At 45.9% G+C, this 14,841-nt stretch carries 12 protein-coding genes; 1 reads left to right on the top strand and 11 read right to left on the bottom strand.

Annotation, left to right across the window (positions count from 1 at the left end):
- Positions 1 to 24 precede the first annotated feature (24 nt).
- The 9 genes from mutM to MHI52_RS10030 all read right to left on the bottom strand — a co-directional run bounded on the left by mutM (position 25) and on the right by MHI52_RS10030 (position 11,122).
- Positions 25 to 852, bottom strand: a complete 828-nt coding sequence (mutM, locus tag MHI52_RS10070) for a DNA-formamidopyrimidine glycosylase (protein ID WP_036669994.1) — start codon at positions 850 to 852, stop codon at positions 25 to 27.
- Positions 853 to 970: 118 nt separating this feature from the next.
- Positions 971 to 3,625, bottom strand: a complete 2,655-nt coding sequence (gene polA, locus MHI52_RS10065; RefSeq protein ID WP_405158952.1) for a DNA polymerase I — start codon at positions 3,623 to 3,625, stop codon at positions 971 to 973.
- Positions 3,626 to 3,858: 233 nt separating this feature from the next.
- The gene (gene phoU / locus MHI52_RS10060) at positions 3,859 to 4,518 is read right to left on the bottom strand and encodes a phosphate signaling complex protein PhoU (RefSeq protein WP_036609819.1); all 660 of its coding nucleotides are present in this window, start codon (positions 4,516 to 4,518) and stop codon (positions 3,859 to 3,861) included.
- 63 nt (positions 4,519 to 4,581) lie between these two features.
- Positions 4,582 to 5,337: a phosphate ABC transporter ATP-binding protein PstB gene (pstB, locus tag MHI52_RS10055; RefSeq protein WP_036609821.1), complete on the bottom strand. Its 756-nt coding sequence runs from the start codon at positions 5,335 to 5,337 to the stop codon at positions 4,582 to 4,584.
- A gap of 229 nt (positions 5,338 to 5,566) precedes the next feature.
- Positions 5,567 to 6,748 carry a methyl-accepting chemotaxis protein gene (locus MHI52_RS10050; protein ID WP_405158951.1) on the bottom strand — a complete coding sequence of 394 codons (1,182 nt, stop codon included), beginning with the start codon at positions 6,746 to 6,748 and terminating at the stop codon, positions 5,567 to 5,569.
- Between the two features lie 152 nt (positions 6,749 to 6,900).
- Positions 6,901 to 7,629 carry a response regulator transcription factor gene (locus MHI52_RS10045; RefSeq protein ID WP_036609823.1) on the bottom strand — a complete coding sequence of 243 codons (729 nt, stop codon included), beginning with the start codon at positions 7,627 to 7,629 and terminating at the stop codon, positions 6,901 to 6,903.
- Positions 7,630 to 7,745: 116 nt separating this feature from the next.
- Complete coding sequence (pnpS, locus tag MHI52_RS10040; RefSeq protein WP_036669981.1) at positions 7,746 to 9,566, bottom strand: two-component system histidine kinase PnpS; 1,821 nt, start codon at positions 9,564 to 9,566, stop codon at positions 7,746 to 7,748.
- A gap of 43 nt (positions 9,567 to 9,609) precedes the next feature.
- A complete protein-coding gene (locus tag MHI52_RS10035; RefSeq protein WP_405158950.1) occupies positions 9,610 to 9,957 on the bottom strand; it encodes a cupin domain-containing protein in 348 nt (115 codons plus the stop codon).
- A 292-nt stretch (positions 9,958 to 10,249) separates the two neighbouring features.
- Complete coding sequence (locus MHI52_RS10030; protein ID WP_047842322.1) at positions 10,250 to 11,122, bottom strand: SDR family oxidoreductase; 873 nt, start codon at positions 11,120 to 11,122, stop codon at positions 10,250 to 10,252.
- A 389-nt stretch (positions 11,123 to 11,511) separates the two neighbouring features.
- Here MHI52_RS10030 and MHI52_RS10025 point away from each other — a divergent pair, with 389 nt between their 5' ends.
- Complete coding sequence (locus MHI52_RS10025; RefSeq protein WP_127544299.1) at positions 11,512 to 13,071, top strand: histidine kinase N-terminal 7TM domain-containing protein; 1,560 nt, start codon at positions 11,512 to 11,514, stop codon at positions 13,069 to 13,071.
- Positions 13,072 to 13,338: 267 nt separating this feature from the next.
- On the opposite strand, the gene MHI52_RS10020 is transcribed toward MHI52_RS10025, so the two are convergent.
- A complete protein-coding gene (locus MHI52_RS10020) occupies positions 13,339 to 13,764 on the bottom strand; it encodes a hypothetical protein (protein WP_017689485.1) in 426 nt (141 codons plus the stop codon).
- A gap of 135 nt (positions 13,765 to 13,899) precedes the next feature.
- Positions 13,900 to 14,841, bottom strand: coding sequence for a malate dehydrogenase (mdh, locus tag MHI52_RS10015; protein WP_127544301.1), 942 nt, complete (start codon positions 14,839 to 14,841; stop codon positions 13,900 to 13,902).

Below are 14,841 nucleotides of genomic sequence, written 5' to 3'. Positions count from 1 at the left end.
ATCATTTCGTTCATTCAGTTCATGTTACAGCAGCTGACAGTTCGGACAAAAATGCGTGCCACGGCCACCAACCACCGTTTTTTCAATTAACGTACCACAAGTTGTACAAGGTTCTGATTTGCGTCCATAGATTTTCAGTTGATGCTGGAACATCCCCATCTCACCCTGTCCATTCACATAGGACTTGATGGATGATCCACCTGCATTCACTGCATCTTGCAACGTAGCCACAATCGCTTCATGGAGCACCGTTAACTGAGCTTCGGTCAGTGTCTTGGCGATGGTCTCGGGATGGATACCTGCGCGAAATAGAGCCTCGTCCACATAAATATTCCCGATACCAACCACATATGCCTGATTTAAAAGTACAGCCTTGATTTTGGTTGTACGCTTGCCAACCGCCTCGCGGAATGCAGTTACCGTAAAGGCTGGATCAAGCGGCTCCAGTCCCAGCTTCAGCAGAGGTTTGGACACCAGTTCCTCACCTGCATTGAACAGATGCATCGTACCAAATTGACGCACATCCTTATAACGCAATTCCGTACCATCATTAAAATGGAAGATCACATGTGTATGTTTCTCCACATCTTCATGCTGCTCGTACACACCGTATCTTCCTTCCATCCGCAGATGGGAGACAAGCACCAGCCCGTCCAGCAAAATACGCAAAAACTTGCCGCGGCGCTCCACCCCAATGACGGTATGTCCCGCGAGTTCCATTGCAAATGCATCTATGTCGTCCGGCCGCTGAATAATCCGCGGCAAGCTAACGGTAACATGATCAATCGTTTTGCCCACAATAAGTTGATTCAATGTTCTTCTGACTGTTTCGACTTCCGGTAATTCCGGCATGATGTTCTCACCTCCCCTATATTATAACGGAAGATGCCGCTCAGCGGGACCCTTTTCTTATATCTCAAACATGAAAGGGCCTTTTGTAAAATACCGGAAAAACCGCGTAGCACTTGATTTATTTCGCTTCGTACCAGTTATCACCAAAGCTGACTTCTGCTTTCAGCGGAACCGACAGTTCCAATGCTTTTTCCATGACAGAAGGCACTAATTCCTTCATCAATTCCAATTCATCGGCAGGCACTTCGAATACAAGTTCATCGTGCACCTGAAGCAACATACGGCTCTTCAACTTGCGTTCCCGTAGCGCTTCATCCATCTGTACCATGGCCAGCTTGATGATATCTGCCGCTGTTCCCTGAATCGGTGTATTCATCGCCGTACGCTCTGCGAAGGAACGCAGATTGAAGTTACTGGCATTAATCTCTGGCAGGTAGCGACGACGTTCCAACAGCGTTTTGACGTAACCATCCTGACGAGCTTCCTTCACAATGTCATCCATGTATCGGCGGACACCCTGGAACACTTCAAAATACTGATCAATAAACTGCGCGGCCTCTTTACGTGTAATGTGCAGGTTCTGTGATAAGCCATAATCACTTATGCCATACACGATACCAAAGTTAACTGCCTTGGCGGAACGACGCATATCCCCATCCACATCCTCAGGCTTCACGCCAAATACATCCGAAGCGGTCTTTGTATGAATATCCATATCATTGACAAATGCTTCCTTCAAGCGCTCATCGTCCGAAATATGTGCCAGTACACGCAGTTCAATCTGGGAATAGTCCGCTGCCAAAATGGACCATCCGGGCTCGGAAGGAACAAATACCTTCCGGATTTTGCGACCTTCCTCCATCCGAATCGGAATGTTCTGCAAGTTCGGGAATTGACTGCTAAGTCGTCCAGTAGCGGCGATGGTCTGACGATAATACGTATGCACCTTGCCATCCCGATTGGATATCTCTTTGAGCAATCCTTCCACATAAGTGGATTGTAGCTTGGCAAGCTGACGATATTGTAGAATATGCTTGACCACATCATTATAAGGAGCCAATTTCTCCAATACTTCCGCATCTGTGGAATAACCCGTTTTTGTTTTCTTCACCACTGGCAAGCCCAGTCTATCAAATAAAATCTCACCCAGTTGCTTTGGTGAATTCAGATTAAATTCCGTTCCTGACAGCTTGTAAATCTCAGCCATCAACCTGCTGATCTGTTCTTCAAACTCACTGCCTAAAGCCTGTAGATCGGCTGTATTGGCCTTGATGCCCCGTTTCTCCATGTCTGCCAATATACGTGACAACGGCATCTCCAGTTCATGGAACAGTGAATTCATCTCATCCGTTTCCAACACCTGCTCCTGAAGTGGAATAATGGCTGCTACTGCAGCAGCCTTCCGACATAGGAAATCGCCCAAGATCTCCACTTCCGGCACCTTGTACTTGGCCCCTTTGCCCATAACCGTGTCATCCTCCACAAGTGACGGCAAACCATACTTGGTCGTGAGTCCACTAATCGTCTGGTTGGATTCCGTTGGATCAAGCAAATACGCAGCTAGTTGTACATCAAATGACGCACCAGCGAATTCAATACCATGCGCATGAAGAGCCAGGTCTACACGATGAAGATCATAACCGCGCTTCGGCTGGTCTGAATTACCAAGCCACGCCCGCACTGGAGCCGCAGCTTCGGAATGAAGCAATTCGGGAGATATGAACGTATATGTTCCAGCGGAACCTACAGCAAGTCCAATCAATTTCGCTTGGTGCGGGTTATCCCCATGTGTCTCCACGTGGAGGACATCAATGGAATCGAGGGAACTGAACAGCTCACTGATGTTGTCCTCTGTTGCAATGGAGGATTCAACTTCGGCAGCAGGGACCGCTTCCTGTTCAGAACCGATGCTGCCACTGAACGACAGGCGTTCGAGCAAGGATTTGAATTCCAGCTTGGCCAATGCAGGGCCCGCATTTTCTTCTTTTAATCCAGCGAATTGCATATCCTCCCACGTCTGCTCCAGCGGAACTTCCCGGTGAATCGTCGCGAGTTGTTTGCTCATCCGGGCATCTTCGGCATGGGCCTCGATCTTTTCTTTCATCTTGCCTTTCAGTTCACTTGTGCCGTTCAGCACATCCTCTACCGATCCGAACTGGTGCAGCAGCTTCAACGCTGTTTTCTCTCCAACCCCGGGAATACCTGGAATGTTATCGGACGCATCGCCCATCAGACCCTTGAGATCAATGATTTGCAGCGGCGACAGACCATAACGCTCCTTAATCTGAGCAGGATCATACAGCTCAATATCGGTTACCCCTTTACGCGTCAGCCCGATATGTACATGTTCGGAAGCAAGCTGCAGCATATCTTTGTCACCCGATACAACGAGCACCTGTCTACCCGCTTCATCTGCGCGTTTGGTTAACGTTCCGATGATGTCATCCGCTTCAAATCCAGCTAGCTCAAACTGAGCAATGCCAAGTCCTTTCAGCAGTTCTTTGAGCAAAGGGAATTGCTCTGACAACTCTGGTGGTGTTTTCTCCCGTCCACCCTTGTATTCCTGATACCCTTCGTGGCGGAACGTGATTTTGCCTGCATCAAATGCAACCATGACATGTGTAGGCTTATGCTCTTCAAGCAATCTCAGCAGCATCGTAGTGAAGCCATATACCGCATTGGTATGCAGACCTTTCGAGTTGGTCAGAGGCGGCATTGCAAAAAACGCCCTGTAAATAATGCTATTTCCATCTATGAGAATAAACTTGTCCATTCCAGCACCTCGCGTATTATATGGTCAACCTCTTCAAATTACATCTACTCTCATGATACCATACCCACCTGTCACATCAAAAAGAATAGCCTCTTTCACTTCACATTTAATCGCAAAAAAGAACCTTCTCCACAGACAGCTGTACACAGCCTACCTGAGAGAAAGTCCTTTTCCATTCATATGATTGCATTACTTAATCAGTACTGATTCCCCAATTCCAAAGCAATGCTCTTCTATTGATTCAGATCCGGACGTTTACCTGTCACCAGGTATACCGTGCTCTCACCAATGTTGGTTGCATGATCGCCAATTCGTTCAATGTAACGTCCAACCATCATCAGCAGCATAGCCTGAGAAGCCTGATTAGGATGCTCTGACATTAACGTGTAGAGATCACTGATCATGTGGCTGTACAGTTGATCGACCTGATCGTCTGTCTGAGCCATTTTGTAGGCCAGGTCTGTGTTTTCTTTCAGGAAAGATTCGATGGATTCATCAATCATGGATTTCACGATTTCTGCCATTTGCGGGATATCCACCAGAGGTTTAATCAGCTTCTGTCCATCCATCCGGAGTGTCACCTTCGCCACGTCGAGCGCAAGATCTCCCATACGCTCCAGATCACTGGAGATTTTGAATGCCACGATAATACGTCTGAGATCCTTCGCCACCGGCTGTTGTGTGATGATCAGTTTGGAGCCAAGTTCCATAATTTTGTCTTCAAGGGCATTCAGATTCGCATCATTCTTGATGATGACCTGAGCTTTCTCCGCGTTCATCGTTTGTAAACTCTCAATAGCACCATCCAATGCTGCTCCTACATGTTCACCCATTTGTTTGAGCAAGGTACGCAGCTCTTCAAGCTCCTGATCAAATTCTTTTCTGCGAATCATAGATTTCATGTCCTCCTTATCCATCATCTCCGGGTATGCCGGGATCATTCCAATTCAGCTCGCTTAACCGAACCTTCCAGATATATAATCCTCGGTTCGGGAATCTTGCGGTGTGGAGAATAACGTCTCCGTATCAGCTGCCTCCACCACTTCACCATTCAGGAAAAATACCGTGCGTCCAGATACCCGTGCCGCTTGGTGCATATTGTGGGTAACCATAACGATCGTGTACTTGTGATGCAATTCCTTCACCAGTTCCTCAATCTTCAATGTGGAGATCGGGTCGAGTGCAGACGTTGCTTCATCCATCAGCAGAACGTCAGGCTGTACAGCCAGCGCCCGTGCAATACAGAGACGCTGTTGTTGTCCACCAGACAAACTAAGTGCCGACTTTTTCAATACATCCTTCACTTCATCCCACAATGCAGCATGGACAAGACTTTGTTCCACCAACTGATCCAGTTCAGCCTTTTGGGTTACCCCGTGCAAGCGAGGTCCATAAGCCACGTTATCGTATATGGATTTTGGAAAAGGGTTCGGTTGTTGGAACACCATGCCAACTCGTTTGCGCAGTGTCTCCACTTCAATCTCATTACTGTAGATATCGGAGCCGTTCAGCATAACCTGTCCTTCCACACGAACACCCGGAATCATGTCATTCATCCGGTTTAACGTGCGAAGCAATGTCGATTTACCACAACCTGACGGCCCGATGAACGCAGTAACGGTTTTTTCCGGCAGATCCATCGATATATTTTTAAGCGCGTGATGCGTATCATAATATAAATTAAGATTTTCAATGTGAATGAGGTCCTTCATGGATGTTCACTTCTCCTTCGCTGCAGGGACACGGAAACTCCCTTTACGTTGAGACCGATACTGATAATCTTTCATCGCTGCTCGGCCATCTTTAATATCCTACCCTTTCATTGTAAAAACAGTATCACTTTCATGTTAACGGAATGTAAAAAAGACATCCTTAACCTTCATGATCTGCTTGATGGATCAATCTGATTGCTGATGCCTGCTTTATTGACTACCTTATAGTTTACTCTCCATTCGAAACCATCTCATCCAGCTTCGTACGAATGTGCTCTGCAACTTCTCCAGCTTTCCCGCCTTCCATGGCGATCTCCTCTGCTATACGAGACAAATCTCTCACCGCACTGTTCAGTTGTCGGAACGTTGCTCCCCCTGCGGTGACATGCACCGAACTGTCGTCAATCTCCGCTCCGCTTGCCTTAACCAGTTCAACAGTCTGAAGGGTCAATCCACCAATATTCTCTAGCAATGAAGACATGTTCCCCGCAACCTCACGGGTCTGTTTTGCGAGCGCTCGAATCTCGCCTGCAACAATCTGAAAACCTCGTCCATATTCACCGGCATGAGCTGCTTCAATGGAAGCATTCAGGGCGAGGAGACCACTTTGATCTGCCAGGGAGCGAATGGATTGTGCCATGCCTGAGCCTGTTTTGATCGAATTCAGCATGTGATCCGCATGTTGACCTTGACTTTCCATATGCTGATGTACCCGGTTATAGGAAGCATCAACGTGCTTCAAACTCTCTTCGCCCTGCTTGGACAATGCCATGATCTCACGGGCCTCATGAACGGTCTGATTCGCTGCATTCACCAGCTTGGTGACCGCATTGTTGATTCTGGATATCTCCTGTCTGCTCTCGGTTACTGTACGTATGCGCTCTTCCGTAACAGCCTGTTGTAATCTGCGAGATAGCGACATTACGTCCCGCATCGTCAACACACCAAGCAGTCTGCCTTGGTCCGTAACCAACAGACAATCGTAGAAATGCTGTTCATTCCGTCCAAGTGCGATATCAATAATCGTTGCGGCTTCCATATGAATATCTGCAATAACCGGAGATGTATTCACTACTTGTATGACCGGCTTACGGTAGAATAGATCTGCGGCAAAACGGCCATTTAACATCCGATATAACGTCTCTCTCATTAACAATCCAGTGGGTTTCATCTGCTCATCACACAATACGATACATGGGTGTTCCTGATCCTGATTCATCATCGTGGCTGCTTCTCCACAGGTGGTATGGACTCCGGCGACAGGTACCTGACGATAATAGTCATGCAAATGGATCACAGATTCTTCAGCAACTAGTGCTACTTCAGTTTGCTCCATTATGGGTGTAGTTAATTCTTCATTATGTAAAACAACATGAGGCTGGTCAGGTTTCACTTCGAGCAACATGGGCATAAATGCGCAATCTCCTTTACGTAATACCTCCGTCTTGAGGTGGGTTATGTAGGTACAAAGTATCACTCAGATAAGTCCATGCTACTCCCTCTACGTAAAGAAAAATCTTCCTTTATGTTAAATGAACGTAAAATAAAACTCCCCGATCATTGCTAACTTGAATGATGGGGAGTTTTTCTTTTTACAACCAATTTATAACCTACACCGCGAATCGAATCAATGTGAACCGATTCCGGGTCCAGCTCCAGCTTTTTACGTAATGAGCTGACGTGTACATCCACGGTTCGTTGACCTCCGATATAATCGAAGCCCCACACAGCGTTCATCAGATCATCCCTTGTCAGTACCACACCCGGCTTTTTGGCCAAATATAGCAGTACTTCGAACTCTTTTGGACGCAGACTGATGGATTGTCCACCCAGTGTCACTTCATATTTCAAAGGATAGATCTCCAGTTCGCCCAGAATAATTCGTGAGCCATCTTTGTCCTCAAGCTGTGGTAAATCTTCACCATTGGAATAACGTCTTAATACCGCATCCACTCGGGCTAATAACTCAGATACACCAAACGGTTTGGTAATATAATCATCGGCACCCGATTTCAGTCCCTGTACAACCTCGGCTTCACCGTTCTTGGCCGTCAGAATGATAACCGGTGTACTAACACCCTGTATTCTTAACTTGCTCAGAATGTCCAGACCATTCATGCCCGGAAGCATCAAATCCAGCAAAATGAGATCAAATTCCTGGGACAAGGCCCGATCATATCCTGCAGATCCGTGATCCTCTGCCGTAACGTCATAACCTTCCTGTGTCAGGTTATACGTGAGTAATCTTGATAATGTAGGTTCATCTTCAATAACTAGTAAACGCTGTGCCATGATACCCCTTCTCTCTTCATAGGTTGTCTGTTGCCACAACACTTTTTCTATCATAGCACTAATTTGTTAACGCGGTGTAAAACAATACACACTTTTTACATTTTGATACTAGACGCCTACATCTCTTCGTCTTGAATGAATGGAAGGATCACACGGAACGTTGTCCCCATGCCCAGTTCACTCTCTACAGACAATTTGCCATGATGCAATTCCACCAGATGTTTAACGATGGAAAGTCCAAGGCCTGTGCCCCCTGAATTACGAGATCTGCCTTTATCAACACGATAGAACCGCTCGAAGATTCGCGGCAAATCTTTTTTCGGTATGCCAATTCCTGTATCTGACACCGCAAAGACAACTTCATCATCATTATCCATCGTCACCTGTAACTTCACTCGTCCACCATCGGGGGTATAGTTGATGCCGTTGGATAACAGATTGATGAAAATCTGCTTCATCTTGTCCTCATCCGCTTCAATGTACAGTTCCTCCGGAACATGCATTTCCAGACGAATTTGCTTTTTCTCCGCCACCTTGGACAAGGTGCCCAGCACCATTTCGAAGAAAGAGTGTACATGCACAGGTGAGCATTGCAACGGTGCGCGTTTCGATTCAATTTTGGATAACTCCAGAATATCCCCGATTAATCGGTTAAGTCGATCTCCTTCATCATAGATGATTTTCAGGAATGATCGCTCTGTCTCCTTATCCTGTACCCCGCCGCTGAGCAACGTTTCGGCAAACCCTTTGACCGCAGCGACTGGTGTCTTGAGCTCATGAGAGACATTTGCAACAAACTCACTGCGCATGGACTCCAATCGGCGAATCGCCGTCACGTCCTGCAACAGGAACAACATGCCTCGATATCCACCATCATCTTCGGACATCGGTACTCCATCAATACGGATCAGTTTTTCCTCCGGGTTGAACACACTTACTTCTTCATGCATCCGTTCTTTCAGTGCAACACTCTCTTCAATGGTACGTGTTAATTCGTAGTGTCTTTTCAATTCAGTATAAGGCTTACCCGTAACCTTTCCTGCCTGAATACCAAGCATACGCTCCGCTTCCCGATTGACCAGTGCAATGGATTGCCCTGCGTCGATCATGACAATACCTCCGGTCATGTTCGCGAGGACACTCTGTAACAACGCTTCATTGTCACGGATCGTCTTCAGCTGGGACTGCAAGCTGTCTGCCATTCCGTTTATGGCAAGCCCCAGCTGTCCGATCTCATCTCTACGCGTTACATCAACTCTGGCATCGTATTCCAGCTTGGTGATCCGATGGGCCACTTTTGTAATATGCTCAATCGGGGAGGTTAATCCACGTGCAACCCGATAACTGACAAACGCGACAATTAAGAACAATAGCCCAAGTGCAGCAAACATAATCATCCAACCACGCTGAAGCCCTTGATCCACAGCCTGTAGACTCATGGATAGACGAATGTAGCCATCAAATTTGCCGCTAGGTATTTCAATCATATCACTTTGATCCGAATTCACAGGTAGTGCTACATACAGCATGTCTTGTCCCAATGTCTCACTGTAACGTATGGATTGCCCGTATCCATCTCCGACGGCACCCTTAATCTCCTCACGGTTCAAGTGATTATCCATGGATGCCGGATCACTCTCGGAATCTCCAATGACCATGCCGTCTTTATTGATGAAGGTTACCCGGGAATCCGTCAGACGATCCAGTTCCAGCGCCCGATCTGAATAATACTTTCGTGTGGCTTCCGAGGTTGGATCACTTGCATCATGGAATGGAAAAGTTGCTTTGAGCAAATTAATCTCGCGCACCATGGTTTGCTCCAATGCGGCTATATGCGTAGTCTTAAACACTCTGCCCATCGTATATCCAGCCACAATGACGGATACGCCGATCAGCACCATCATAATGATGGCAAGGCGAATTCGGAACGGTCTCATCTATCTCTTCCTTTATGATCAGATTAATATCTTATGAATTGCTCTACATTGAATCCAGTTCAATTCGGTCCCCACGGGTACCCGGATTGGAAATCACAAGAAACTCCACTTCTTCGTCGCTCCGATTCATCATCTGATGCGGCATTCCGGGTACAATCTCTATTCCTTCATGGGTTTCCAGCACAAACGTCTCTCCATTAAGTTCCATACACGCTTCACCGCTGAGGATGAAAAAAAACTGACGGCTTACCGAATGATAATGTCGTATTTCAGCCGTTCCTGCGGGCATTCGTTCATGAATAATGCTCAGTGTTTCATTTTGAACGAGATGCCAACCATCGCACTGTGCACCCCATATATAATGTGTTGCATTCTGTTTGCTCATTTTCATATGACTTGTCCCTCCGAGTATAATTGCTCGATCTATCATATCACAGATTAGGGGACCCCCAATCTTTTCAGTCAGTACTTTGCAATACGCTATCAACTGCAGTGAGACAAGGCTAATAATAAAATATCATAGTTGTATCAACAGAGATGCCGACTTTTGTAAACAGGTGCTAACCGCATCTTTGACATACATATTCACCTGATATAAAAAAGACGCACCGCTCAGCCATGCTGAAAGCGATACGCCTCTCTATATAATCAATCCTATCCTGAATCTAAACGTTCTTAACGTATTATCCGTTCACCACTTCGCCACCATTCACATGCATCACCTGTCCGCTCACATACGAAGAGTCGTCCGAAGCAAGGTATACGTAAGCGGGAGCCAGTTCATCCGGTTGTCCTGGCCGCTTCATTGGCTGCGTTGCGCCGAACTCACTTACTTTTTTCTCATCAAATGTGGATGGAATGAGTGGTGTCCAGATCGGCCCTGGTGCAACGGCATTAACACGAATTCCCTTCTCAATCACATTCATCGATAGCGAACGAGTGAACGAAGTGATTGCTCCTTTGGTAGATGAATAGTCAAGCAGGGTTGGGCTTCCGCGATAAGCTGTGATAGAGGTTGTATTAATAATTGTACTGCCCTTCTTCAGATGTGGCAGGGCTGCTTGCGTCACATAGAACATGCCAAAAATATTGGTACGGAATGTACGCTCCAACTGTTCTGGCGTAATATCCTCCAGATTCTGCTGTGGATGCTGTTCTGCTGCGTTATTCACGACAATGTCCAGTTTGCCCAGTTCATCTACTGTCTGCTGAACCGATTTCTTCGCAAAGGCATCATCACCAATGTCACCTGCAATCAAGATGCACTTGCGTCCTTCTTGTTCGACCTGACGTTTCGTTTCCTTGGCATCTTCGTGCTCGCTCAGGTATACAATGGCTACATCCGCGCCTTCCTTGGCATACGTAACAGCAACAGCACGTCCAATTCCGCTGTCACCCCCTGTAATAAGGGCCACCTTACCCGTCAGTTTACCTGCTGCCTTGTATTCAGGCTTCTCAAATTCCGGTCTGGGATGCATCTCTGATTCAATACCGGGGCGTTGATCCTGATGCTGTGCTGGCATTGTTTTTTGATTTTGTTGTGTGTTGGTTGACATCTAACATTCTCCTCTCAAAATGTGAACATGTTTGGATTACAGAAGACATGGACCCTAACTGTATACTTCCTTGTCTTTCGTTCTCTGAAAAAGTCTCATTCTGTAGGATGGCATGAACAGTTCAGATTATTCTTCTGCGATGAACAGCAACTTAAGCCTCAGCGTGCTGTCTCTAATCGTTATTTACCACCCTCTATAGATATCAAACAACCAATTTGCTTCAATGCCTGTTTGGCCAAAATTCGAAATTCATTCGAAATTAGACTGTTTCATGATACAAAGTGTATTCCTATGCTGCTTGGGCTGATGTACAATGTACAGTATACTGATGTGCTTTAACTCTCATCTTTATTGGTTTAATCATTCTAACCTAACATGGAGACCTGACAATGGAATCGCATATTAATTCATATATAACACTCGTCGCTACTTCAGCCGTGCTGAATGTCTTTTTGTGTTTATATACCTATTTCAGAAGATCCGAGATTCCCAGTTCCAAAATATTCATTCTCTACACAGCAGCACTCTCCATATATACTTTTGGTTATGCGATTGAGCTAGCCAGCAACACGCTGGAACAGATGATGTTTTGGACCACCGTGGAGTATATAGGTATGCCCTTCTCCGCATCTCTTGGCCTCATGTTGATGATAAAGTACACAGGAAAAACGTTATCCAAAAAGGTAACTGCCTCGCTGTTTGTAATCCCTTCCATTACACTAGGTATGGTTGCAACCAATGACTTTCATCATCTATTTTATAAAAAAGTATGGCTGAGAGAAGATAGTCCCGTTCCTCTGATGGATATCGCAGTGGGTCAATGGTATGTTGTACACGGTGCATTTACCTTCTCCTGTCTGTTATGTGCCTGCCTCATTCTGATTGGACAATGGAGACACACCAAGAAGATGTACCGTCGTCAATTACTTACTCTCATTACTTCACAGATTATTCCTATGGTCGCAGCTTTTCTGTATTTGCTTGGTTTGACCCCCGGCGGGATGGACCCCGTCCCCGTGCTCATGTGTATCACATCTGCCATGTATATCTGGGCGATTCTATCCTCACGTCTACTGACCATCGTACCCATCGCCAAAGACAGTATTTTCGAGAGTATGCGTGAAGGTGTTATTGTACTGGATAGTTTCAATCGACTGGTCGATTACAACAGATCTCTGCGTGACATGTTGCCAGAGCTTAATACAACCATGATTGGCCAACCCTTGGATGATATCTGGCTTAATCTTGCTGAAAAGACGTTTCCCGTTGAATACGGAAGAGAAGGATTGCAAACCGATCTGTACTGGCAGTTAAATGGAGAGACCGTCTGTTATCAGGTCAGGACATCTTACGTGTATAACAAGGATGCACAGACTGTCGGCAGTCTAATTATGTTAATCGATATAACGGAACAACGCTTTTTACAAGAACAGCTGAAACAACTGGCTTATTTCGATGGTTTGACCAAAATATATAACCGCACTCAATTTTTGCATAGAGGACGGGAGATTTTGAGTAAAGCTCAGCTTAACCCGCAACCTGTTTCATTTATTTTATTTGATATTGATTACTTTAAACGCATCAACGATACGTACGGGCATGATGTTGGCGATCAGGCCATCATTCATGTGGTCTCTGTTTGTAATCGATATTTAAGCCCTGAGATGTTGTTTGCCCGTTATGGAGGAGAAGAGTTTGTCATCGCTCTTCCGAATACCTCTCTTCAAGAAGCCGAGGAACTTGCCGAACAACTGAGAGTTGCCTTGTTGAATGACCCCCTGGATGTTAAGGGAGTGCCTATTACGCTGACCTCAAGCTTTGGTATTGCCCAGTACAATGGAGGGTCAGATTCGCTGGAGTCCTTGTTACGCGACGCTGATACTGCCTTGTACGAATCCAAGCGCAATGGTCGAAATGCAGTGCGGGCGTATACTGTGAGTACAACCTAACCAATGTAGATCGCGTCTGATGGAATATGCATGCTGTTATGTGTATGGTAGTGATTCCCTCTAGTTTCAGTTCAAATAAACCGCGGACTACTGATTTTATCTTGATAATAACAAAAAATAGACAGCCAATGAGGCTGTCTATTTTTTGTTTGTTCCAACGAAACACCATCTTACATCTCATCCCGCTTGTCCTAAGTACGTCTGCAAACGCTTAACCAACGACTAACAATACATCTTCATAAGGTGGATTAACCGTCCGCAACGCATTTAGATCACCTGATTATTCACCATCAGGTACACCATGATTAGCAAGAATACAGCCAGAAGTGTACTGAACATACGGATCTTGCTTTGCTCAGGACCCACATCACGTTTGTTTTTCACACCTTCTGCAGCGAGTCGCAGCGGTTTACCCATAATTCCTCCAATAGCCGCAATAGCCAAGAGCAGAACAACAACGACAGCCATCCAGACATGAGAATACTCACCTTTGGTCATCAGGTAACCACCAGTAAGAAGTTGGATTACAAGTCCATACTGCGCGACTTTGTTCAAAGAACGAAGTGATGCAAAGGCTCCCTCTTGTGCTGCGGCATTCAAAGTACGGATTTTACCGACCACAAATGGCAGAATCAAATAGAATCCCATCGCCAGTGCTCCAACAATATGGAGCAAATACATAATCATTGTCAAAATTTTCATCCTCCTCAACATTTTCGGTGTGCTATACATCACATCCCATTATACTGGGGAACTTATCCAAAGAAAAGAAAACCTCCGGGTTTACCGGAGGTTTTCTTTTAGCTTCTGTTCAAAAAGTTTTCAAACTTACAGGTTTACTACCGAAATGACGTTGCGAACCGAATCAGCCGATTTATCCAATCCTGCTTTTTCTTCCGCTGTCAGGTCAAGTTCGAATATTTTCTCAATGCCATTACCACCCAAAATGGTTGGTACACCGAGGAACAGATTATTATAGCCATATTCACCTTCAAGATAAGCGATCACTGGAATGATACGTTTCTTGTCCTTCAAAATCGCTTCGGTCATCTGAACAAGCGAAGCTGCTGGTGCATAATAGGCACTGCCGTTACCCAGCAAATTCACAATCTCGCCTCCGCCAACACGTGTGCGTTGAACAATGGACTCAATGCGGTCTGCCGGAATCAACGTATCGATCGGAATACCACCTACACTCGAATAACGAACGAGTGGCACCATGTCGTCTCCGTGGCCGCCAAGAACGAATCCACGAACATCTTCAACAGATACGTTCAACTCTTGCGCAATGAAGGTACAATAACGTGCTGTATCCAGAACACCTGACTGACCGATAACACGGTTTTTAGGAAAACCAAGGGTCTGATAAGCTGCATAAGTCATCGCATCCACCGGGTTGCTTAGAATAATGACGATGGAATCAGGGCAATATTTTTTCACATTTTCACAAACGGACTTCACGATACCCGCATTCGTATTGACCAGATCGTCGCGGCTCATACCCGGTTTACGGGCGATGCCAGCGGTGATGATTACAATCTCAGAACCTGCAGTATCTTCGTAGTTGGAAGTACCGACGATATGACTGTCAAATCCTTGAACAGGACTTGCTTCCATCATATCGAGTGCTTTCCCCTTCGTCGGGTTCTCCAGTTGAGGAATATCAACCAGCACAACATCCCCGAGTTCTTTTTGGGCAAGCATTAATGCGGTCGTAGCACCGGTAAAACCGGCGCCGACTACTGTGATTTTTTTGCGCTGAATAGTCAA

Origin of the sequence: Paenibacillus sp. FSL H8-0283 (genome assembly GCF_045040675.1) — a bacterium.
Classification (GTDB): domain Bacteria; phylum Bacillota; class Bacilli; order Paenibacillales; family Paenibacillaceae; genus Paenibacillus; species Paenibacillus amylolyticus.
This window is presented reverse-complemented; position numbering and strand designations above follow the sequence as displayed.

What these genes read in the sequence shown, in the direction of transcription:
- mutM (WP_036669994.1), bottom strand. Translation starts at nt 852, where the DNA reads ATGCCGGAATTACCGGAAGTCGAAACAGTCAGAAGAACATTGAATCAA.
- polA (WP_405158952.1), bottom strand. Translation starts at nt 3,625, where the DNA reads ATGGACAAGTTTATTCTCATAGATGGAAATAGCATTATTTACAGGGCG.
- phoU (WP_036609819.1), bottom strand. Translation starts at nt 4,518, where the DNA reads ATGATTCGCAGAAAAGAATTTGATCAGGAGCTTGAAGAGCTGCGTACC.
- pstB (WP_036609821.1), bottom strand. Translation starts at nt 5,337, where the DNA reads ATGAAGGACCTCATTCACATTGAAAATCTTAATTTATATTATGATACG.
- MHI52_RS10050 (WP_405158951.1), bottom strand. Translation starts at nt 6,748, where the DNA reads ATGCCCATGTTGCTCGAAGTGAAACCTGACCAGCCTCATGTTGTTTTA.
- MHI52_RS10045 (WP_036609823.1), bottom strand. Translation starts at nt 7,629, where the DNA reads ATGGCACAGCGTTTACTAGTTATTGAAGATGAACCTACATTATCAAGA.
- pnpS (WP_036669981.1), bottom strand. Translation starts at nt 9,566, where the DNA reads ATGAGACCGTTCCGAATTCGCCTTGCCATCATTATGATGGTGCTGATC.
- MHI52_RS10035 (WP_405158950.1), bottom strand. Translation starts at nt 9,957, where the DNA reads ATGAAAATGAGCAAACAGAATGCAACACATTATATATGGGGTGCACAG.
- MHI52_RS10030 (WP_047842322.1), bottom strand. Translation starts at nt 11,122, where the DNA reads ATGTCAACCAACACACAACAAAATCAAAAAACAATGCCAGCACAGCAT.
- MHI52_RS10025 (WP_127544299.1), top strand. Translation starts at nt 11,512, where the DNA reads ATGGAATCGCATATTAATTCATATATAACACTCGTCGCTACTTCAGCC.